This window comes from Campylobacter volucris (assembly GCF_008011665.1).
In the GTDB taxonomy this organism is placed as follows: Bacteria; Campylobacterota; Campylobacteria; order Campylobacterales; family Campylobacteraceae; genus Campylobacter_D; species Campylobacter_D volucris_A.
The window spans coordinates 15,907-34,941 of sequence record NZ_VOWJ01000036.1 but is presented as its reverse complement, the minus strand read 5'-3'; the positions used below and the strand labels follow the sequence as shown (position 1 = coordinate 34,941).

Here is a 19,035-nt window from a genome sequence, read left to right as displayed (position 1 = left end):
TAAAGCATTGATATGATCAATTGCAGCCATTATGCCAAAATTTTGATATTCATTGTTGGGTGGGATGAAAGTGCAAGTAAAATGTGCTTGATAATTTTGATCTAATAGATTTTGTTCTTTTAAATTAGAAATAGTTTGGTCTAAGTATTTATAATAAGCTTGCGCAGTTGAAAACTCTAATTTATAAGAAGGAATATTAAAATTTGCTAAAACTTTCTTTAAATGTACTAAATCATCCTCCATAAAAGCAGTTTGCGCACTATATCTATCTACATCCGATCTTCTTTGACAAAAACAATGATATAAAACACTTACAGCCGCTACATCAAATTTTTTAGCTATAAATTTTCTATTAAAATCAACAAAAGCCATGTGAGCATTTGTACCATATCCACCTATAACAAAAACTATAGCTTTGATTTCTTTACTATCATCATAAGTGATTCTGTATTCTAATTTATATTCTCTTTTTATATTTAATTCTACATCATCACAAGAAGTAATAAAATATGTTTTATTAATAAGCATTTTAAGCCTTTTGAAATTTTAACAATATTATATCGTCAAAATTTCTTTAAAACTATAAATTATCCAAAAGCTCCGCTTAAATAAGCTTTAGTTTTTTCTTCTTTTGGATTTTCAAAAAATTCCTTACTCTCTCCAAATTCTATAAGCTCTCCTAGATGAAAAAACGCAGTATAATCAGCCACGCGTTTGCCTTGTTGCATATTATGTGTTACCATTATCATAGATAAATTATGGCTTAGTTCTTTAATAAGTTCTTCTATAACTCCAGAAGATATAGGATCAAGTGCTGAAGTTGGTTCATCTAAAAGTAATAGTTTTGGTTTTATAGCCAAAGCTCTTGCTATACAAAGTCTTTGTTGTTGTCCACCTGAAAGTGCTAAAGCACTTTGATGAAGCTTATCTTTTACTTCGCTTAAAAGCCCTACTTTTTCCAAACAATCAAGCACAAGATCTTCTTCTTGAGTTTTATCTTTTATCATACCATGAAGTCTTGGAGCATAGGCTATATTTTCATATATACTTTTTACAAAAACATTAGGTTGTTGAAAAACCATACCTACATTTTTTCTAAGCACCACTACATCTTGATTTTTAACATCTTTTTTATTAACTTCTACAAGTCCATCTATCTTTGCAATCTTGTCATTCATACGATTAAAACATCTTAAAAATGTGGATTTTCCACAACCTGAAGCACCTATTAAAGCAGTGATTTTGTTTTCTTGTATTTGCATATTTATATCAAATAAAGCTTGTTTTTTTCCATAAAATAATTTTAAATCAACCGTTTTTGCGATAATCATAAATTTTTTCCTTGAAAATATTTTCTAAGTAATATTGCACTTAAATTTAAAATAACCAAAAGCCCTAACAACACTAAAATTCCAGCTGCAGTTCTTTCTAAAAATGCACGCTCGGGCATAGCTGACCATGAAAAAATTTGAGCTGGTAAAACGCTAGTTGGTGAAAATATACTCGTTGCAACATCAGGTATAAAAGCTATCATACCTATAATCATTAGCGGTGCAGTTTCCCCTATGGCCCCTGCTAAAGTTAAAATAGAACCTGTAAGTATCATAGGCATAGCTAAAGGTAGCATTATGCCTTTTATCATTTGATATTTAGTCATACCTAAAGCATAAGCCGCGTTTTTCATATTAATATCCACACTTTTTAAAGCTGCTTTTGTAGAAACTATTATAATAGGTAAACTCATAATAGCTAAAGTAAGCCCACCCACAAGAGCTGAAGATCTTGGCATACCAAATAAATTGATAAACACACCAAGCCCTAAAAGTCCAAACAATATACTAGGAATACTTGCAAGATTGTTTATGCAAACTTCTATAAAATGAGTAAATAAATTTTGTGGTGCAAATTCTTCTAAGTAAATAGCAGCACCCACTCCTATAGGTATACTTACTACCATACAAACTACCATCACAAGCAAGGTTCCAACAACCGAAGAAAATATCCCTGAATTTTCAGGTGATTTAGAATCTCCGTTTAAGAAAAAATTGGTATTAAATTTTAATTGTATTTGATCTTTTTGCATCAACTCATTTACAAGCTGTATTTGAGACTCGTTTAATTTATGATAATTATTTTTAACATACTGATCTACTTCAGCATTAGCTAAAAACCAGCCTTCTCCTTGTGCTTGATTAGCTCTAATTTGTCTTTGCTCACTACGAGATAATAATTCATAAGCTATGCTATTTCTATCTGCTTTAGTGTAAATATATGTTTGCTTAAACGCACCCAAGCCAAGATAAAAAATGCTCGATAAAAATATCCCAAGAAAAATGAGATTGATATAAAGCCCCATTTTGCAAAATCTTTTAAAATTTTTTGAGTCTTTTTTTCTTTTTCTAAATAATTTTTTCACAAATTTTTCCTTTTATGAAAGCGATTGATCAAATAAACGCTAAAAATATTAATAATTAAAGTAATAATAAACAAAACAAGTCCTAATGAAAATGCACTTAAAGCTAAAGAACTATCAAAAGCTTGATCTCCGCTTAAAGCTTCGACAATTTTAACCGTAACTGTAGTCATATCTTCTAAGAAATTCATGCTTAAATTTGGTCTTAAACTCGCTGCCATTACTACTATCATAGTCTCACCTAATGCCCTTGAAAGTCCTAGTAAGCAAGCTGCTACTATACCAGGTAAAGCTTCAGGTAAAATCACAGCAAACACAACTTCTTTTTTTGTCATACCTAAAGCATAAGCACCATTGATTCTTTTTTGACTTACAGTTTCTATACAATCTTGAGATAAAGAAGCAACAATAGGCACTATCATAATACCCATGATAAATCCAGCCCCTAAAGCACTTTGAAAACTAGCATTTATTCCAAAAAGACCAAAAAACCATACTATAAAAGGAGCTACAACAATAGCTGCAAAAAATCCAAAAACCACAGTTGGAATTCCAGAAATGATTTCTAAAATAGGTTTTAAATAATTTTTAGATTTTTTACCTGCAAATACGCCCAAATAAAGAGCACACATTATACCTAAAGGTAATGCTGTTAGCATAGCGATTAAAGAGATATAAAAAGTTCCCCAAAATAAAGACAAAGCACCAAAAACACCTTGCTTACTTGCTCCATCAGCTCCTACAAACGCAGCATCAGCAGCCCACTCACTTGAAAATAAAAAAGTAAATACGCTTTCTTTTTGAAAAAATTTCAACGCTTCAACTAAAATAGTTAGCATAATGGCAAAACTTACCACTACACTAACAAAAGCACAAAGAAAGAGTATAGATTTTGCTATTTTTTCTTTTAACAATGCTTCTTCCTTGCACTAAAAAACTTTTCCAGCTTTTACAAGTTCTGTGTTTAGTAAAGTTTTATCTTCTAAATGTTTTTGAGTTTGTTTTAACAACTCATCATCCAAAGGAACAAGACCTAGTTTTTCTAATTCAGCTCCACTTTTAGCTAAATCATCACTCATATAAATTTTTGCAAATTCTATAGCTTGTGGTTTTTTAGCATTGATGTATATAAATAAAGAACGCGCTAATTTATAAGTTCCATTAGAAATATTTTCATTATTTGCTTGTATGCCATCTATACTAACAGCATTGATTTTATCTTCATTACTTGTTAAAAATCCATACCCAAAAAGCCCAAAAGCTTCTTTATCTACGCTAAGCTTAGACACGATTAAATTATCATTTTCCCCGCTTGGTATAAAAGCTCCATCTTGTCTTATAGTTTTGTATTTATCTTTATATTCAGGAAATTTTTTAGAATTTTCTACCATGATTAATTCTTCGATAGTATCTCTAGTGCCTGAGCTTGAAGGTGGTCCGTAAATAGTGATTTTTCTATTTGGTAAATTTGGATTAATTTGATTCCAATTTTGATAAGGATTTAGAACTAATTTTCCATTTTGAGGCACTTCTTTAGCTAAAGCTAAAAATAATTCTTGCATAGTGATGTTTAATGGAGCATTGATTTTATTTTGTGCTAATACAATTCCATCATAACCTATCATCACACCGATAATATCTGTAACACCTGATTTTTGACATACTTCAAATTCACTTGGTTTTATAGCTCGTGAAGCATTTGAAATGTCAGTAATACCCTCACAAAAAACCTTAAAACCCCCGCCAGTTCCTAAGCTTTCTACTATAGGAGTTTTAGTTTTTTTAATCAAAGAATACTCTTCAGCGACAAAAGAAGTAAAAGGATACACGGTTGAAGATCCAGCTATTTTAAATTCAGCCCCACTTACCATACTAGCAAAAGCAGCTAAAGCTAATATTTTTTTCATTTTTTCTCCTTAAAAATTAAAAAATACAATGTAAATTTAAAAAACAATGGATACATTTTGGATACATACAAATTTGCTATAATCACAAAATGTTAAATTTAGTTTTGATAGAAGATGACAAAGACTTAAATGAGCTCATAAGTTTTAGACTAAAACAAGAAAATATCAATGTTTTTAGCTTTTTTGATTTTTTTGATTTGGAAAATTTTTTAGATGAAAATGATATTGATTTAATCATTATGGATAGAAATTTACCAAGCGGGGATAGCGTCGAGCTCATCAAACAAATTCGAAAAAAAGGCTATGATGAAAGTGTGATTTTTCTAAGTGCAAAGACTTTACAAAGTGATATTTTAGATGGCTTTGAACAAGGCTGTGATGATTATATTTGCAAACCTTTTGATTTTAATGAGTTATTATTTAGAATCAAAGCGGTTACAAAAAGAAATAAAATTCAAAAAGAAGAGATAATTTGTGGTGATTTTATTTTGCATTTTGAGGAGCGAAGATTAAGCTATAAAAATCAAATCATACAAAATTTAAGCACTCTTGATATAGAGCTTTTAAAATGTTTTTTTACTTATAAAAACCAACTTCTAAGCAGACAATTTTTAAGCGAGCAAGTTTGGAAAAATGACACCACAAGCGATAAAACCATAAACACAGCCATAGTAAGATTAAAACAAAAAATTCCTCAAATCAAAGAAAAAATCATAGCAGTTCGCTCTGTAGGATATAAATTTTGTTAAAAATTAAAACTTTTTTGCTTATTTTATTTTGCTTTTTTTGTGTATTTTTTATGATTTTATTTTATATTTTTAATGAAGAATACATAGAAAACATCACTCAAAGCACTTACGAGCAAAAGCTAAAAACCCTAAATGATACTTTAAATTTTGGCTTAATCACAAATTTAAACACAACAAATATCAAAGAATTCGCCCTAAAAACTAGAGCTGATTTTATCATCAAAAATGAAAATAATTACATATCCTCTTTAAAAGATTTTTCTTTTTTTATAGATAAATTTGAAAATAATTTTACAAATACTTTCTTTAATGGTAAAAATATATACTACAAAGCTTATGCGTATGAAAATCTAAAATACATCATCATTGTCTATCCTAAAAATGTCAAAATAGAATTTTGGATACAAAATGCCTTTATTTTCTTTGTATTTTTGATCATCTTAAGCACCATTTTCTTTTTTACCTATAAAATTTTTAAAGAATATTTTCAAGAATTATTACAATTTATCAAAACCATTCGCACCTACACTCATTTTGATTTTAAAGATACTTTTTTTAAAGATTTAAATTTATTAAACGCTTATTTGTTAAAAATCAAAGAACACATACACAAACAAGATCTAAAAAACAAAAAACAAGCCAAAAAAATCAAAACCAAAAATTCCCAGCTTTCAAACCTAATCAGCGTCATCTCACACGAGCTTAAAAATCCAATTAGTGTTATAAATTTAAGCTTGCAATCTCTAAAAACTTCTAACGATCAAGCAACTCAATTTTTTTTAATGGAAAAAATTCAAAAACAAAGCTTTAAAATCAACCAGCTCACCCATAAGCTCAATTTTGCTTTTAATCTTAACTCTATCCATCAAGAAAAATTTGATTTATACGCACTTAGTGAAGAGATTGTCCATTCTTATAATGAAAAAAGAATTCATCTTCAAGGAGAAAAAAGCATAGTTTATGCGGATAAATTTTTAATCGAGCATGTGATTATAAATTTAATCAACAATGCCTTAAAATACAGCCTAAAAGATATTTTCATTCATATAAAAAATCAAAATTTTAGCATCAAAGACGAAGGTATAGGCATAGAAGAAAAACACCTAAAACTCATCACAAAAAAATTTTATAAAATAAACCCCAAACAAAGCAATTCTTTTGGCCTTGGGTTATTTTTAGTAAAAAAAATACTTACTCTACACTCAAGCTCTTTGCAAATCCAATCAACCCCACAAAAAGGAAGTATTTTTTCTTTTAAATTAAATTAAAAATCACTCTTTTAAAAACCCATATTCATAAATTTTTGGCTCGATTTTACTAGCTAGAATTTTTAAATTTGTATTTAAATCACTAAGTAAAATTTTATAATGCTCATCTTTTGCCTTGCTAGGCGTATTCATCTTGCCTTTTTCATCTCTACCTTGAAAAAATTCTTTTATATCATACAAAGAAGCATTTACTAAATATCCCTCTTTTTCTTTATGCGCGTGATAATACTTAAAAAGCTCTTTGCCTGCTTTTAAAAGCTCTTTAGCTTCGCTAGAAAATTCAATTTTTTGCGTTCCTTCTGCAAATAAAACTTCGTCATTTTTTATCTTGCCATTTATAAATTTATACATAAAATCACTCTCAAATGCTTCTTGGGTGATGCCTAGCTCTTTTTCGCTAAAAGGTATAAAATGATTAATACCTTCTTTTGCACTTATGCGATTTTTGCCATGAAAAAGCATAAAAGCTAAACAATCGCTTTTAAATTCATCATCATTTTTATATAAATCATTTGGATATAAAAACTGATCGTTATGATTTATATAAGTATGTTCTATTGCGTGACGCACTGAAAAATATAAGCCCGTATTGATAATATTTAATTGATTTATATTTTGAAAAATCAAATGAGCGGTTCTTTGTTTGTTTAAAATTGCAATATGGTTACTTTGCTGAAAATCAGGTGCATCAGCCATTAATACCCCTATATTTTCAATTTTATCTTTTATATTAAATTTTCTAAGCCATTTGTTTATGCTTTCTTTTTTGTCATTATAAAAATTTTTCTTACCTAAAAAATTTCCATTTTCATTAAAAACATCAAGTTTTATTTTTTTAAGCTCTTCTTTTTTGCTCATATCCCATATCAAAAATCCTATAGGAAAATTTCCCTTTACATTGTCAAAAGTATAAGCAGGTGTTATAAAACCTTTTAAAAATTTAGCCTTAAAAGTTCCTCTAAATTTTATAAAATTTGTAGAATTGATATATTTTAAAGTAGAAAAACTAGCTAATATAGCCCCATCTATCTCACAATATATTCTTATAAAAAATTGAGCAAAAAGCTCATTTCTAGCACTACCTAAAATATCTTTATATTTTTCATAAACAAAATTATCAAGACTAACACCGGCTTTGTGTTTTCCGGTTCCGCTAGCTGTTTTTGAATTTCCAGCTTCCGCGTAAGGCGGATTTATAAAAATGATGAGTTTTTTGCGTTTGTTTTCATCTTTTAAAATTTCTTGTAAATTTGAAGGTAGTTTTGATTTGCAAATGATATTGCCTTTATCATCACACTTATCAAAAAATTCATCATTTAAAAAGTCAAATTCAAATACATGATTTTCAAATAAATTTGCACCATTTTTTATACGCTCGTGAATGACTTTAATGTCTGCTTTATCGATAGTAGAGCAAAAAATATTTTTTGTATTGGTAAAATTTGCTAGTAAATTTCCTGTCCCACCTGCAAGATCCCATATATAATACTCATCTTCATAATCTTTCCCCAAAGTCTTTGATAGATACTCACAAGCTTTATCTACCCAAATTCTTGGAGTAAAAAACGCACCTTTTCTTTCTCTAATATCTTGATCGACTAGCAAATCCCTACGCTTTATAATATAATCCCAAAATTCTTGCCTTGGCGGACGCTCATAAATAGCCCAAAATTCATTATGTGCTTTTTGATTATCTCTAAAGCCTGTTTTTTCAGCAGCGATAGAACCTAGATCTGTCTTTTTGGCATTAAATTCATAATAGTCTTTTTTCAAAATAGCAAAAAGCTTTTCAACTATGGTTTGATTTTCATTTGAAAGTAAATCAGCTAGGTAAAAGTCTGCATCGATAATGCCATTTTTCTTTGCTAAATCCCAATCTATACTTATACTATCTTTAACACTTTTGCTCCATTTGTGATATATGCTTACAAAGTTGTTTTTGTCGATTTTAAATTTGCTTATGTTTTCGTTTGTTAAATTTTCTTTTATGAAATTTTTTAATTCCTCATCATCTTTTTTATAGTAAAAAACCAAAGCGTCATTTAAAATTTCATCTAATTCTTTTAAGAGTTTTAAAAACTGCTCGCTTGTGTGTTTGCTAGCTGCTACACCCCAAACCTTATCATTTTGATAAAAAACTTCTTGAATTTTATAATAAGGCAAAAATGCGATTTTTTCAGCATCAAATGCAGCTATTAAAGCAGGTGTTTGCATGGTATGAAAACTTCCATTTTTTATAGTCATAATGAGCTGAACAAATGATTTTTTAATATCACTTATGCCTTGCTTAGCTTCAGCCCAAAGTAAATTTATCTCACCTAAGTCTTTATGTTTTTGTGTGATGATAAAATCTATCTTAGAACCTGTAACTGAAAAATTTTGAAAATAAAGCTCTCGTATTTTATTTTTTAAATCTTCTTCGCTTAGTTTTAATAAATCTTGCATTTTTAACCTTTGATAGTAAATAAACTTGCAATTTTAAATAAAATAAAATTATTTTTCAATTATTTTTGAACTAATGATTTATAATGACTCAACTTGTCTTTGTAGAAATCAACTATCTCTTTTTGATCATCACTAGGATTTTTAAAAGTTTCTTCGATCATAGTTTTTAGCTCATAAGGCTTGATATGATTTAATAAGTTTTGATTAATATGTTTTTGACCATCTTCATCTTTTTGTATAAAAATTTTTAAAATCAAGAAAAATATTTTTGAATTTTGTGCAAAAATTTTTAAAGTATTTTTTAAATAATGAAAATTATTTATTCTAAGGGCGTAAATATGTGCTTCCATCATCTCTTTTACTTTTTCATCATCTTCTTGAAGCAACTTTTCTAATAATATTTTTAATTCTTTCTCATAAAAATACCCTTTTTCTCTCATAGAATGATTGCAACTATATATAAATAGCATTCTTGCATCTAGTGGATATTTTTCATTAAGTAATTCTTTGCTATTTATATCTCCTTTACCTGTCATATTTGAAATCAATTCAAAAAAGCACTCACATCTATCATCATAAGAAAAATCTTCCTCTTTACAAATTTCATCAAAAACACTCCAAAGATAATAAATAAATTCACTGCTTTTAAAGTCTTTAGCATAAACATTCATTTTAAAAGCTAATTGTTTAAATTTTTTAAGTTCTTTTAAATCATACTCATTAAAAATATCATCATACTCTTTTTGCGATTTTGCTTTTATAATTTTATCTATTGTTTCTTTTTTGATAAGCTCTTCTGTGAAATTTAACACAAAATAATCTTGAAAATATTCTGAAGAAGCAATCCTATGTTTATATCCATAATACTCTTCTATCTTTTATTATTTCAGAAAAATCTCTATTATATAAATCATATATCCTAGGAAATATAGAAATTAACAAATTTTTAACAACTTCTTTATTTAACTTATTTAAACATTTTATTTGCTCATTAATAAAATTAGTGTATGTAGATTTTTGATGTTCTTTTGTTTTTTCATCAGAATCTAAAGCAGTTCTTTTGAAAAATTCAGAATAGTTATAAATAAACTCATAAAATTTTGGCTCAAAAACCTTAAACAAAGTAATCACAGCAAAATCATACAAATATAACTCTTGTTTTATAGCACTCATTTCAAATTTTAAAACATTTAAGTATCTATTAATATCTCTTATATTTTCAAAAGCACCTGCAAAATTATTTGTATTTAAGTTCTCTATAAATTCATTTTTATCGATTTTTTCATAAACAAAGCCAAATTGTTCAATTTTTTGCATAAAAATCGCTATTAAATTAGCTTTATTTAATTTAGGTAGCACTATAGGAACTTGCACTATTTTTTCTATATATCTTTCGCCTTTATCTTTTTGGATTTTATCTAAGGCTTTAGTGACTATTTCATTATCATAAGCAAGAATATACATAGTATTTTTAAAATCTGCTATAGATCTAACAAGTTGAAAAATTTCTTGTATATCCGCATCTGCTAATCTATCAAGATCATCAATGACTATGATTATTTTTTTATTTATTTTTTTAATTTCATTATTGATTTCTTCTTTGGTGGTATCTAAATTTTTTTCTGTCATCTCGACTGTTTTTTGAAGAGCATCGCCAATATTACCACTTACTTCAGAGGCAATACTAGCAAAAACATCTAGTCCAGGTATAAATTTCAGTGGTTTAAATGTATAAGATAAAGCTTTTAAATCATTGCTTAATTTTTGATACTGCTCAGAAGAATCTGTCCTTCCGATTTCAGCAGAAAGTTTTGTAAAAAAATCACTAATAAGCTGTTTTCTAGTAGAGATGTTCCAAGGATTGAAATTTATTATAATGAAATTTTTATCATCTTTAAAATCTTCTAAAACCATATTTATAAACGAAGTTTTTCCACTTCCCCAATCTCCTATAATACCTATAGAAATACTATCTTCATCTTTATAATATTTTATAGTTCTTGCTAATGTCATAGCAATCTTTTTTCTACCAAATAAATCTTTATTTTTGCTTGTTATGGCTTTATCAACTTTAAATGTTTTGCTTTTCATTTTTTACTCTTTATTTTTTAGTGTAATTATATAGAAAATACAAATTTAGTATAAATTAAACAAAAAAATATATCATTATAAAGTTATTAATCAAAAGGAGAAAATATGCTTTCAAAAGAAGTAATAGCTTTACTAAATGAGCAAATCAACAAAGAAATGTATGCAGCAAATTTATATTTAAGTATGAGCTCTTGGTGCTATGAGCATAGCTTTGATGGTGCTGGGGCGTTTTTGTTTGAACATGCTAGAGAAGAAAGCGATCATGCAAGAAAACTTATCACTTATTTAAATGAAACTGATTCTAAAGTAGAATTAAAAGAAGTGAAAAAACCTGATAGTGATTTTAAATCATTACTTGATGTGTTTGAAAAAACTTTCGAGCATGAAAAAAGCATCACAGCTTCTATAAATAATCTTGTTGATTTTATGCTTTCAAGCAAAGACTATTCAACTTTTAATTTCCTACAATGGTATGTAAGCGAACAGCACGAAGAAGAAGCACTATTTAGAGGTATAGTAGATAAAATCAAGCTTATTAGTGATAATGGAAATGGTTTATATATGATCGATCAATATATAAAAACTTTAATTAAAAAATAACTTCTTGGAGATATCTTTTATTTTAAAAGATATCTTGCAAAATAAAAGTATTTTTGTTACAATTTTCTTATTTATAAGGAAGTTGTATGCAAATGACTCAAATTGTAGATAAAATAAAATTTTTACTCCAAAAAGATGGCTTAAATAATGCTAAAGATTCAGATGTAGCTAAAGCTTTAAAAATCAATCCTGATACTTTTTATAGTATGAAATTTAGAAATTCTATTCCCTATAAACAAATACTTCAATTTTTACACGAAAAAAATATCAATATTAACGCATTTTTTTATGATGATTTGATTGAAAATTCCACTAACTATAAAATTTTAAAATATTATGATGTAAATGCTTCCATGGGCGGTGGTGCTTTAAATGATAATGTGAGTTTTTCCGAAGTGATAATAGATGAAAAATTAAGTGATTTTTTTGGCTCAAAAGATTGTGATATCATCCCTTGTATAGGTGATAGTATGGAGCCTGAAATAAAAGACGAATCTTTATGTTTGATAGATAAAAATAAAAGCTTTAAAGATGGTGGGGTTTTTGCGGTAAATACACGAGATGGTTTATTTATAAAACAAATTTTTAAAAGCAATAAAGGTGTTTATCTACATTCTTTTAATCTAAGCTATGCTGATGTGCATTATCAAAATGGAGATTTTTTAATAGTGGGTAAAGTAGTAGGAACCATAAGCAGAATGTAAATTTAGACATTTTGTATATTTATAATCTTTAAATAACCTTATTTGCTATAATGATAAACAATATTAAAGGGTTTAAAATGTTTAAAAAAATTTTAAAATTAAGTATTATCAGTGTATTTTTTATGGCCTGCTCAAATGATAAAATTGATTTTAACTTATTCTCTAATAACACAAATTATTCCCAAGATAACGCCAAAAAGACAAATTTAGATGAAAAATCTTACAAAGAGATAGCCCATTTGTTTAAAGATAATACAAATATCAAAAGTGATAAAAAAAATATTTTGCTTATATTTAGTGCAAACAATTGCATATATTGTGACAGATTAAAAGAAGAAATTTTAAAAGATACAACTTTGCAAAAACAGATTAAAGATGATTATTCTTCTTATTATATAAATATAGATTATGATAAAATTCACACCTTTACCAAAAATCACACAAGTGATTTAAGCACTTCAGAATTAGCAAGTTTATACAATATCAATGCAACACCTACTATAGTGATTTTAAACTCAAAAAGCAAGACTTTACTAAATTATGCTGGTTTTATTAGTGCTAAAAAATTGGGCATAACAATGGATTTTTTAAATAAGCCACAATATCAAAATTTAAATGAAGCACAGCTTGCAAAAGAATTACTACAATTTTACAAAGATAATAAAATTTATTAAATATATTTTAAATTTATATAAAAAATATTTAAAATATTTCATATCAAATTTGAGATAAAAATTGATATTATTTGATTATACTCTTAATGTCAAAATTTCTATAAACATATCTTTTATGTATTTTAGTTATTATAAATATTACTTTAAAATTTTAAAATAAATTTTTACCTAACCTTTAAAAAAGTTAGGCTTTAGTTTTTTCTATTTCTTGTAAGGCTAAAATTAATTCTTTTAGATTTTCATAAGGGATATGAATTTTCCAATCTACTCCACTTTCTTTTTTTAGAGCAATTGCTATACTTAAAACATCCTCGCTACCTACTCCATAAGGATTAGAAATATTACAAATGCTTATTTCTCCACTTTTACTCCCATGTAGTTCAATAGTTTTTAATACTTTTTTACTCATGTTTATCCTTAAAATTTGCAATCATTTTTGCCTGAAATTTTAACCAATCTTTTTGAAGCATGATAGGAAAACCACCATATACTCTAGCACCTTCTAAATTTTTAGTCACACCACCTCTTGCCGCAATAGTTGCAAAATCTCCAATTTGTAAATGCCCACTAGTAGCGCTTTGACCACCCATGGTAACATTTTTACCTAAAACACTAGAGCCTGAAATTCCACTTTGAGCTACGATAAGACAATTTTCTCCGATTTCACAATTATGCCCTACTTGAACTAAATTATCTATCTTAGTTCCTTGTTTTATAATAGTACTTTCAAAAACAGCCCTATCAATCGTAGTGCAAGCTCCAATTTCCACAAAATCTTCTAAAATCACATTTCCATTATGATATATTTTATAATGCTCTCCATTTTTAGTATGCGCATAACCAAAACCATCGCTTCCTATAACACAATTTGCAAGCAAATGACATTTTTTCCCTATTTTAGTATCATTATAAATTACCACATTAGGATGGATGATAGTGTATTCTCCTATGCTGACATTATCTCCTATATAGGCTCCAGCCATAATGATAACATTTTCTCCGATTTGGACATTATCTCCTATATAAACATTAGGCATGATTTTTGCGCTTTTTGCTATTTTTGATTTTTTTTCTACATTTGAAGAAACTAAGGATTTTGCAAAAAGTTTGCTTAATAATGCAAAAGATAAATGTGGATTATCCACCACAAGCTTAATGCTATCTTTTGGAACTAAATTTTCAAATTCTTTAGAGACTAGTATTGCGCCTGCATCAGTATTTGAAATTTTTTTTGAATTTTTTTCTCCATCACAATAACTAAGCTCAGTAAAACTTGCATTATTTAAAGAATTTAAGGCAGTTATTTCTATATCTTCTCCGCTATATTCTATACCTAAAAATTTTGCTATTTCGCTAATTTTCATTTTGCCTCCATTAAAATAAAACCACTTCTTGCTATACTGACTGGATTATATTTTTCATAGTTTTTATAAAATTATCTATACTTAATACATCATCAGTATATACAGCTATAATGATTTGACTATCGTTATATATAACTTTACCATATATAAGCTTTTAAATTACATCAAATCCTGTAAAATTTTCATTTAATGCAATTTTTTTATACTAAAGATGTTTCTTTTTCTATAAAGCTGTTTAATAATTTGCTCAAATACCCTCTCATTACTTAAAGTAACTATGTTTATTCTAAAAAATTCTTTATCTTCTAATTGTGCTACTATATTATAACCTCTACCAGAAAACAATCCAATAACATTAGATAAAACCATATATTCATTAAACAATAACAAATATAACCTTTTTTTCATTTTTTATCCTTGTTTTCATAACTAAGAAATATCATAATTATATATAACTTCACTCGCTAGCACTATCAATAAAATATTTATTTTAATATAGAGGTTTTTGAAGATTTTAAAGCACCAACAAAAACATTTTAATTCATCTTTTGCTGATACACTATAGACCTCATAATCAAATCATTTAGCTATACTATTGATTAAATTTGTATTAGAAAATCTTTCTTTATAAAACATACTTTATCATTATATAAACCATACATAAGAGAAAATTATTGAAAATAATATTAATCACTTTAATACCATATGAATTTACTGTCATTAATTCTTGGATATTCATCAAAATAAACAATAACCAATAAAATTAACAACCAATTTTACCCATAAAGTAGCGAGTGTAAAGAATGATCGATAGTTTCTTTCTTACCGCTAGTAGCTAATTGTCTTTGGTAGCTAAAAGGATAAATGTGCTTAATACTGATCAATATCAGTGATTATTCTAGCATCAGGAGCTAGCTTTGCATAATTTCATTACTATCTTCATAACTTGAAGAATAAAGTTAATTCTTAGTATTTTATATAATCAATATTTTCTTGTTTTAATTTTTCTAAAATATCTTAATCTACACTTTTTCATCACCCGCTATAGAAAGGTAATTTTAGAAATAGAACTTAGTCTATATCAATATAAACTATTTTTATATGTTTAGCAAATTCACTAGCATTAGATGCTATACATCCGTAACTAAGGTAAAACAAAGACTTGCTCGCTTCTTTTAAAAATTTTTAGTAATTTTTATATACTTTTTATCAAATAATTATGCTTTACACATGATCTTAAAATACCTATAATATCAATACTAATTAATGAATTTATAACTTAAACCAAAATCAATATTAGTGGAGCAACGATGCAAGCAGTAGTCAATTCTGTGACCATATTAGTAAAACTTTACTATCGCTACTCCAACCTCTATGCTCATTCTAGCATAAGCATCTGCACTATGCAATGCAGCTTATTCGCATCTTACCAATATTATGTTTAAATAAGTTTACTTATAAATTTCATCATAAATATTTAAAGTAGTCCATCTAAAATAGTCAAACACTACTTTAATATCTTCTTCTTTTAATGCTTCGCAAATAATTTACAAGTCACCTAGCTCGCTCATTTTTACCTTTAATCAAAATAAGAAATATTATAATGATAATTTTACAAATAATAAATTTTAAGCAAATTCTTAAATTTAAGAATTTGCTTGAGCTTTACTTGCATATTGTATACCCAAATCAAAAGCTTTTGAATTAGCATCTTTGGTTTTGGCAGGTACCATTTCTAGCATGATATTTTTTAAAGCTTGAGCATCAATACATTTACTCATATAAGCAGCAATAGCTAGTGCTACAACTGACTGAGTGGCAACATTTCCAACTTCTTCTTTAGCTATAGTGATGATAGGAATTTCGAAAATTTTCCATTTATCATAATCTTCTTTACTTGGATGGACTAAATTTGGTTCTATCACCATAATGCCATTTTTTTCTACCCCATCCTTAAAACCTTGATATCCTTTATCAGCAGTTGAAAGCATAAAACCAACTTCACCTTCTACTGCATAAGGAAAGAAAATTTCTTTTTCATCAATAATAATATCAACCTTGGTTGGCCCACCTCTAACTTGAGAAGTATAAGTAGAAGCTTTAAAAGCATTGCGACCTTCTTTTATAGCAGCCTTAGCTAAAATTTCACCAGCAGTAATTACCCCTTGACCACCTTCTCCACAAAATCTTAATTGAAATTTCATTTTAAAACCCCTAGGTCAATCATTCTTTTTTCTTTTAAAGCCTTTCTTACCTCTTCATAAGCATCACAATATTCTGTTTTATTTTCATCTTGATGTAAAATTCCTGTAGGAAATTTATCTTGTTTTTGATCTTCATCAAGTTGTTCAAATTTATTCCTTTCCACACAACGATCCTTTATCCAATCAAGCATTGTTACGGCTTCACCCATTTTATTTTTTCTACCTAAATTAATATGGCAATTTGAAAAAACATCTACAAAACTATATCCTTTATGTGCTAAAGCTTTATAAATAATATTTTCTAATTTATTTGCTTCTATCACATTTGTTCTTGCTACAAATGAAGCTCCAGCAGCTTTTGTAAGCTCACATGCGTCAAAATTTGGGTCAATATTTCCAGCTTGAGCAGTTACTGTGTAAAATCCTTGTGGTGTTGTAGGTGAAGTTTGAGAATTTGTAAGACCATATATAAAATTATTGATTAAAATATGAGTTAAATCTATGTTTCTTCTACAGCCATGAATTGTGTGGTTTCCGCCAATTGCTAAGGTATCGCCATCGCCACTTACTACTATCACATGTTTTTTAGGATTTGCTAACTTTATACCAGTTGCATAAGCTATAGCTCTACCATGAGTTGTATGAACAGTGTTGCAATTTACATAAGAACTCATTCTACCACTACAACCTATACCAGAAACCAAACAAACATCATCCATATTCCATTCTAATTTTTGTATAGCTCGGATAATAGCTTTTAAAACTACTCCATCACCACAACCCCAGCACCATTGAGTAGGAAGCTTATCTACCCTTAAATACTCATCATAATTAAAAGCCATTACATATTCTCCTTTACTTTAGCAATAATTTCACTAGGTGTTATAGGACGTCCATTTGCACGATGCAAGCTTATAAAGTCATCTCTTTTACTTGATCTTTGAATTTCTTCTAAATATTGACCCATATTAAGCTCACTAACCATAACTTTATCAAATTTAGAAACAACTTGAGCTATTTTTTTCTCGGCTACAGGATATAAAGTAATAGGTCTAAAAAGCCCCACTTTAAAGCCTTCTTCTCTAAGTCTTAATATAGCCTCTTTAGCCGATCTTGCAACACTCCCATAAGCTATGATTAAAAACTGTGCATCATCAAGCATAAATTCTTCCCATTTACATATATCATCAACATTGTTTTTAATTTTACCTATGAGTCTTTTTATATTTTTATCTACTATAGCCCCATCTTCAGTAGGAAAACCTATATCTCCATGATGAAGTCCGGTTATATGGTAACGATATCCTTGAAAAAATGGATTTAAAATAGCAGCTTCATTTTCACCTGCTGCATAAGGCTTGTAATCTTTTTTATCACCTTCAAATTTTTTACGATTAATAATTTCTAATTCGTTTAACTCAGGCAAAAATGCTTTACCATTCATATGCCCTACCGTTTCATCTAAAAGTAAAAACACGGGAGTCATATATTTTTCAGCTAAATTAAAAGCTCTAATTGTTTCAGTATAAGCTTCTTCCAAAGAAGCAGGAGCTAAAGCTATACTTGCATAATCACCATGTGTTGGAGCTTTAGCTTGAAACAAATCACCTTGTGCAACCCTAGTTGGAAGCCCAGTTGAAGGCCCTCCTCTCATAACATTTACTATAACAAGTGGAATTTCAGCAATAAATCCCAAGCCAATTTGTTCAGCTTTTAAAGAAATTCCAGGACCGCTACTAGCTGTCATTGATTTAACCCCGCTCATAGAAGCTCCAAGGGCTACACTAATACCTGAAATTTCATCCTCCATTTGGATAAATGTACCATCATTTTTTGGTAGCATATGACTTAACTCATGTGCTATTTCAGAACTTGGAGTGATAGGATAACCACCAAAAAATTTACATCCACAATCAATAGCCGCCTTTGCTACTAAATTATTACCTGTTGATATTATCTCTCTCATCATTTTTCCTAAGCATTTAGTTTTTTGTAGTTATTTTCTTTTACCGCTTTTGCTCGTTCTTTGGCTTCTGGAGTTAATTTGGCAAATTTAAATTCATCTCTTTTAGCCACAAAAATTGCAAAATCAGGGCAATGACTCTCACATTCACTACAACCAATACAAGATTGAGGATGCACTACTTCTATCATTTGTCCTAAAACAGAAGTAACTTCATCTCTCATAGCTAAAACGCCAGCAGGACAATAACTTACACAAATATTACAGGCTTTGCATCTTGTTTCATCTACCCAAACTGGTGTATCTTTTGGAGCAACCATTTGTCTTCCTTTCAATATAAAACTTAATTTACTTATGAAATTTTAATTAAACTTTTTATTATACCTAAATTAGATACCGATAAAATAATATTTAAAATATAAGAAAAAAGTAGAAATCTTTAACAATATAAAACCACATTTATCATTTTTTTTTCAAAAAGTTACATATGTTTATATTTTAGAAAGAATTTTTCAATTATTTTTCTTTTTAAATTTAAAATTTAAATCACTTCATTTAAATTAACGATTATTAATATATAAATTTCAAGTATTTAAATATTTTAGAAACTTTCATCATTGTAGTAATTTTTAAGAAGAAATTTATATTTGTAA

General features: G+C 27.9%; 19 protein-coding genes and 2 pseudogenes. 5 read left to right on the top strand and 16 right to left on the bottom strand.

All coding sequences use genetic code 11. The features are described 5' to 3' along the window. From FPD38_RS08085 to FPD38_RS08065, 5 genes are all read right to left on the bottom strand, one after another. On the bottom strand, positions 1–528 hold a 528-nt coding region (locus FPD38_RS08085), incomplete at its 3' end, for a DUF2920 family protein (protein ID WP_147556317.1). A gap of 59 nt (positions 529–587) precedes the next feature. Then, positions 588–1,328 carry a phosphate ABC transporter ATP-binding protein PstB gene (gene pstB / locus FPD38_RS08080; protein ID WP_147556319.1) on the bottom strand — a complete coding sequence of 247 codons (741 nt, stop codon included), beginning with the start codon at positions 1,326–1,328 and terminating at the stop codon, positions 588–590. After that, positions 1,328–2,416 (bottom strand): phosphate ABC transporter permease PstA, encoded by a 1,089-nt coding sequence (pstA, locus tag FPD38_RS08075; RefSeq protein ID WP_147556315.1) that lies wholly within the window; start codon positions 2,414–2,416, stop codon positions 1,328–1,330. The genes pstB and pstA overlap by 1 nt, the downstream gene beginning before the upstream one ends. Further along, the gene (gene pstC, locus FPD38_RS08070) at positions 2,413–3,327 is read right to left on the bottom strand and encodes a phosphate ABC transporter permease subunit PstC (protein WP_147556314.1); all 915 of its coding nucleotides are present in this window, start codon (positions 3,325–3,327) and stop codon (positions 2,413–2,415) included. The genes pstA and pstC overlap by 4 nt, the downstream gene beginning before the upstream one ends. Positions 3,328–3,342: 15 nt before the next feature. After that, positions 3,343–4,320 carry a substrate-binding domain-containing protein gene (locus FPD38_RS08065; protein WP_147556312.1) on the bottom strand — a complete coding sequence of 326 codons (978 nt, stop codon included), beginning with the start codon at positions 4,318–4,320 and terminating at the stop codon, positions 3,343–3,345. An 89-nt stretch (positions 4,321–4,409) separates the two neighbouring features. Here FPD38_RS08065 and FPD38_RS08060 point away from each other — a divergent pair, with 89 nt between their 5' ends. After that, complete coding sequence (locus FPD38_RS08060) at positions 4,410–5,069, top strand: response regulator transcription factor (RefSeq protein ID WP_147556310.1); 660 nt, start codon at positions 4,410–4,412, stop codon at positions 5,067–5,069. 50 nt (positions 5,070–5,119) lie between these two features. Then, complete coding sequence (locus tag FPD38_RS08055; RefSeq protein WP_147556308.1) at positions 5,120–6,337, top strand: sensor histidine kinase; 1,218 nt, start codon at positions 5,120–5,122, stop codon at positions 6,335–6,337. Positions 6,338–6,340: 3 nt separating this feature from the next. On the opposite strand, the gene FPD38_RS08050 is transcribed toward FPD38_RS08055, so the two are convergent. From FPD38_RS08050 to FPD38_RS08040, 3 genes are read right to left on the bottom strand one after another with little or no spacing between them, the layout of a single operon-like run. Then, on the bottom strand, positions 6,341–8,782 hold the full coding sequence (locus FPD38_RS08050; RefSeq protein WP_147556306.1) for a hypothetical protein: 2,442 nt from the start codon (positions 8,780–8,782) through the stop codon (positions 6,341–6,343). Positions 8,783–8,841: 59 nt separating this feature from the next. Continuing rightward, positions 8,842–9,594: a hypothetical protein gene (locus FPD38_RS08045; protein WP_147556305.1), complete on the bottom strand. Its 753-nt coding sequence runs from the start codon at positions 9,592–9,594 to the stop codon at positions 8,842–8,844. A 40-nt stretch (positions 9,595–9,634) separates the two neighbouring features. Beyond that, positions 9,635–10,873 carry a KAP family P-loop NTPase fold protein gene (locus FPD38_RS08040; RefSeq protein WP_261798324.1) on the bottom strand — a complete coding sequence of 413 codons (1,239 nt, stop codon included), beginning with the start codon at positions 10,871–10,873 and terminating at the stop codon, positions 9,635–9,637. Positions 10,874–10,978: 105 nt separating this feature from the next. On the opposite strand from FPD38_RS08040, the gene ftnA reads away from it, so the two are divergent. From ftnA to FPD38_RS08025, 3 genes are all read left to right on the top strand, one after another. Further along, positions 10,979–11,473, top strand: coding sequence for a non-heme ferritin (gene ftnA, locus FPD38_RS08035; protein ID WP_147556303.1), 495 nt, complete (start codon positions 10,979–10,981; stop codon positions 11,471–11,473). 86 nt (positions 11,474–11,559) lie between these two features. Further along, on the top strand, positions 11,560–12,177 hold the full coding sequence (locus FPD38_RS08030; protein ID WP_147556301.1) for a S24 family peptidase: 618 nt from the start codon (positions 11,560–11,562) through the stop codon (positions 12,175–12,177). A 77-nt stretch (positions 12,178–12,254) separates the two neighbouring features. Beyond that, positions 12,255–12,851, top strand: a complete 597-nt coding sequence (locus FPD38_RS08025) for a SoxW family protein (RefSeq protein ID WP_187153125.1) — start codon at positions 12,255–12,257, stop codon at positions 12,849–12,851. Between the two features lie 184 nt (positions 12,852–13,035). On the opposite strand, the gene FPD38_RS08020 is transcribed toward FPD38_RS08025, so the two are convergent. The 8 genes and pseudogenes from FPD38_RS08020 to FPD38_RS07985 all read right to left on the bottom strand — a co-directional run bounded on the left by FPD38_RS08020 (position 13,036) and on the right by FPD38_RS07985 (position 18,702). After that, the gene (locus FPD38_RS08020) at positions 13,036–13,260 is read right to left on the bottom strand and encodes a hypothetical protein (RefSeq protein ID WP_147556297.1); all 225 of its coding nucleotides are present in this window, start codon (positions 13,258–13,260) and stop codon (positions 13,036–13,038) included. Continuing rightward, on the bottom strand, positions 13,253–14,215 hold the full coding sequence (gene lpxD / locus FPD38_RS08015) for a UDP-3-O-(3-hydroxymyristoyl)glucosamine N-acyltransferase (protein WP_147556295.1): 963 nt from the start codon (positions 14,213–14,215) through the stop codon (positions 13,253–13,255). Before lpxD ends, FPD38_RS08020 begins: the two co-directional genes overlap by 8 nt. Then, a pseudogene (locus tag FPD38_RS08460) lies at positions 14,212–14,623 on the bottom strand (acetolactate synthase small subunit). Before FPD38_RS08460 ends, lpxD begins: the two are co-directional and overlap by 4 nt. A gap of 790 nt (positions 14,624–15,413) precedes the next feature. Further along, a pseudogene (locus FPD38_RS08455) lies at positions 15,414–15,762 on the bottom strand (thiamine pyrophosphate-binding protein); the annotation flags it as partial. A 99-nt stretch (positions 15,763–15,861) separates the two neighbouring features. Further along, the gene (locus FPD38_RS08000) at positions 15,862–16,419 is read right to left on the bottom strand and encodes a 2-oxoacid:acceptor oxidoreductase family protein (RefSeq protein WP_147556293.1); all 558 of its coding nucleotides are present in this window, start codon (positions 16,417–16,419) and stop codon (positions 15,862–15,864) included. Then, entirely contained in the window at positions 16,416–17,261 is an 846-nt protein-coding gene (locus tag FPD38_RS07995) for a 2-oxoglutarate ferredoxin oxidoreductase subunit beta (RefSeq protein ID WP_147556291.1), read from the bottom strand. Before FPD38_RS07995 ends, FPD38_RS08000 begins: the two co-directional genes overlap by 4 nt. Further along, entirely contained in the window at positions 17,261–18,385 is a 1,125-nt protein-coding gene (locus tag FPD38_RS07990; protein WP_147556289.1) for a 2-oxoglutarate synthase subunit alpha, read from the bottom strand. Before FPD38_RS07990 ends, FPD38_RS07995 begins: the two co-directional genes overlap by 1 nt. 8 nt (positions 18,386–18,393) lie before the next feature. Then, on the bottom strand, positions 18,394–18,702 hold the full coding sequence (locus FPD38_RS07985) for a 4Fe-4S binding protein (RefSeq protein ID WP_147556287.1): 309 nt from the start codon (positions 18,700–18,702) through the stop codon (positions 18,394–18,396). Positions 18,703–19,035: the final 333 nt, after the last annotated feature.

Bases quoted from the DNA above. Each gene is read 5' to 3' on its own strand.
- FPD38_RS08065 (WP_147556312.1), bottom strand. From the start codon at position 4,320: ATGAAAAAAATATTAGCTTTAGCTGCTTTTGCTAGTATGGTAAGTGGG.
- FPD38_RS08060 (WP_147556310.1), top strand. From the start codon at position 4,410: ATGTTAAATTTAGTTTTGATAGAAGATGACAAAGACTTAAATGAGCTC.
- FPD38_RS08055 (WP_147556308.1), top strand. From the start codon at position 5,120: ATGATTTTATTTTATATTTTTAATGAAGAATACATAGAAAACATCACT.
- FPD38_RS08050 (WP_147556306.1), bottom strand. From the start codon at position 8,782: ATGCAAGATTTATTAAAACTAAGCGAAGAAGATTTAAAAAATAAAATA.
- FPD38_RS08040 (WP_261798324.1), bottom strand. From the start codon at position 10,873: ATGAAAAGCAAAACATTTAAAGTTGATAAAGCCATAACAAGCAAAAAT.
- ftnA (WP_147556303.1), top strand. From the start codon at position 10,979: ATGCTTTCAAAAGAAGTAATAGCTTTACTAAATGAGCAAATCAACAAA.
- FPD38_RS08030 (WP_147556301.1), top strand. From the start codon at position 11,560: ATGCAAATGACTCAAATTGTAGATAAAATAAAATTTTTACTCCAAAAA.
- FPD38_RS08025 (WP_187153125.1), top strand. From the start codon at position 12,255: ATGTTTAAAAAAATTTTAAAATTAAGTATTATCAGTGTATTTTTTATG.
- FPD38_RS08020 (WP_147556297.1), bottom strand. From the start codon at position 13,260: ATGAGTAAAAAAGTATTAAAAACTATTGAACTACATGGGAGTAAAAGT.
- lpxD (WP_147556295.1), bottom strand. From the start codon at position 14,215: ATGAAAATTAGCGAAATAGCAAAATTTTTAGGTATAGAATATAGCGGA.
- FPD38_RS08000 (WP_147556293.1), bottom strand. From the start codon at position 16,419: ATGAAATTTCAATTAAGATTTTGTGGAGAAGGTGGTCAAGGGGTAATT.
- FPD38_RS07995 (WP_147556291.1), bottom strand. From the start codon at position 17,261: ATGGCTTTTAATTATGATGAGTATTTAAGGGTAGATAAGCTTCCTACT.
- FPD38_RS07990 (WP_147556289.1), bottom strand. From the start codon at position 18,385: ATGAGAGAGATAATATCAACAGGTAATAATTTAGTAGCAAAGGCGGCT.
- FPD38_RS07985 (WP_147556287.1), bottom strand. From the start codon at position 18,702: ATGGTTGCTCCAAAAGATACACCAGTTTGGGTAGATGAAACAAGATGC.